Annotated in this window: 3 protein-coding genes; all 3 read left to right on the top strand. The window is 70.2% G+C overall.

Annotation, left to right across the window (positions count from 1 at the left end):
- Positions 1-100 precede the first annotated feature (100 nt).
- Positions 101-739: a hypothetical protein gene (locus AB0D10_RS46250; protein WP_360269117.1), complete on the top strand. Its 639-nt coding sequence runs from the start codon at positions 101-103 to the stop codon at positions 737-739.
- 103 nt (positions 740-842) lie between these two features.
- Entirely contained in the window at positions 843-1,583 is a 741-nt protein-coding gene (locus AB0D10_RS46245) for a transposase domain-containing protein (RefSeq protein WP_360269114.1), read from the top strand.
- The coding region (locus AB0D10_RS46240; protein WP_360269111.1) for a transposase at positions 1,535-1,926 on the top strand (392 nt) is incomplete at its 3' end. The genes AB0D10_RS46245 and AB0D10_RS46240, both read left to right, overlap by 49 nt.

Below are 1,926 nucleotides of genomic sequence, written 5' to 3'. Positions count from 1 at the left end.
ACGGACAGGGCAACGGTACAGACCCGGGTGGGCAGCCGGATCGGAGCAGTCCGGCGGCTCGGGGCGGGGTGTGTCGGTGTGGTGCGACAGGATCACCTGCATGACGGACGGAATCGCCTGGCTCGCGGAGCCACAGAGCATTGCCTTCGGCGGTTACAGCGTGACGCTGGCCCGAGGGCTCGGGGTCGAGGCGCTGGCGGCGCGGATCGCGGCCTCGGCCCAGTGGTCGGAGCGGACGGTGGAGCCGGTCGGGGAGCTCACCGGGGACGGGCTGGTCGAGGCGTTGGACTTGGAGTACGGGGACGCCTGGGACGGGATCGGACTGCGGCTGGGGGTGAGCGGCGGGTGGACCTTCGCGGTGGCGTACGGGGGCTGGTTCGGGGAATTCCGGGACGATCCGGCGATCTCCGGGGGCGGGGCCGAGGTCTTCCTGTTGGAGTACGAGGAGGAGAACGGCAAGCCGGTGCCGCCGACCTTCCACCACCACCGGGACGGCCGGACGGTGTGCTCGTTCAATCTGCACCTGGACGACTCCTGGGGCAACGGCCAGGTCGTTGGAGACCCCGAAGTAGCGGACAGAATCAAGGAGTTGCTGAGCGCGAAAGGCTTGCCGGACGAGGAGCGAGCGAACCGCGAGGTGCACCGGACCACCCTGGGGGTGCTGGAGCGGCACTTCGGTCTGACACTCCCCCGGGCCCTGGTGCTGGAGGCCCCGCTGCCGGCCGTCCTGCTCGCCTAGTACCAACGTCGTTCAGTTTGGCGTGGGGCCTGTGTGTCAAGGCCGGTAGGCAAAGCAGCGGAGCTGCCGTAGAAGAGGTCTGTCACTCCAAGACATCCTCACCATGGGAGCTCCGCTGTTGGAACAGGCTGTCATAACGCGGACGGTCGGGATAGCGTCCGGCGCGTTCGCGCCGGGTCATGTCGGCGAGTTGACGCGGATCGTGCCGTTCGAGATGGTCGATGAGGTACTGGCCGAGACGAAGGCGGTCCAGCGGCGGGTCCGGCTGATGCCGGCGCGGGTCACCGTGTACCTACTGCTGGCGGGAGCGTTGTTCGCCGGGCTGGGCTACCGGCAGGTCTTCGACCGGATGTGCGCTGGCCTGACGGACCTGGCACCCACCAGGCCCGGCGGCAGCGCGTTACGGCAGGCCCGCCAGCGTCTGGGGGCCGCGCCGATGAAGGCGCTGTTCGACCTGGTGCGCGGCCCGGTGGCCACGACCGCGGCCCAGGCCCGGTGGCGCGGGCTGCTGGTGGTGGCGGTCGACGGGACACTGCTGCCGGTGCCGGACGCTGCGGCGAATCTTGCGGTGTTCGCCAAGCAGCGGTGCAACAACGGGACCGGCGGCTATCCACAGGTCCGGCTGGCGGCATTGGTGGCCTGCGGAACGAGGGCGGTGATCGGGGCAGCGTTCGGCCCGGCCACCGTCGGCGAGTTGGAGTACGCGGGCCGGCTGGCAGGCGATCTGCAAACCGCTACGCGGCCACCGGCGCGCACCTGTTGGTGCGGTGCAAGTCCGGGCGGAGGCTGCCGCCGGTGGCCCGCTGCGGCGACGGCTCGTTCCTGGCCCGGCTCGGAGCACTGACCGTCCGCGTCATCGACGCCGAGATCAGCATCATCACGTCCCAAGGGGCCCGCACCGGCCACTACCGGCTGCTGACCACCCTCACCGATGCGTCGGCGCATCCAGCCCGTGAACTCGTTCGGCTCTACCACGAGCGTTGTGAGATCGAGACGGCCTACGCGGAGCTGAAATCCACGATCCTGGGCGGCCGGATCCTACGCGCCCGCACCCCGGCCGGGGTCGAACAGGAGGTCTGGGCACTGCTGGTCACCTACCAGGCACTGCGGACCGCGATGACGGACGCCACCGACAGCATCGCCGGCACCGACCCCGACCGGGCCGGCTTCACCGTTGCCCTGTCCGC

This window comes from Kitasatospora sp. NPDC048545 (genome assembly GCF_040651155.1).
Taxonomy (GTDB): Bacteria; Actinomycetota; Actinomycetes; order Streptomycetales; family Streptomycetaceae; genus Kitasatospora.
The sequence above is the reverse complement of the archived record's forward strand: the minus strand, read 5'-3'. Positions and strand labels throughout refer to the sequence as shown.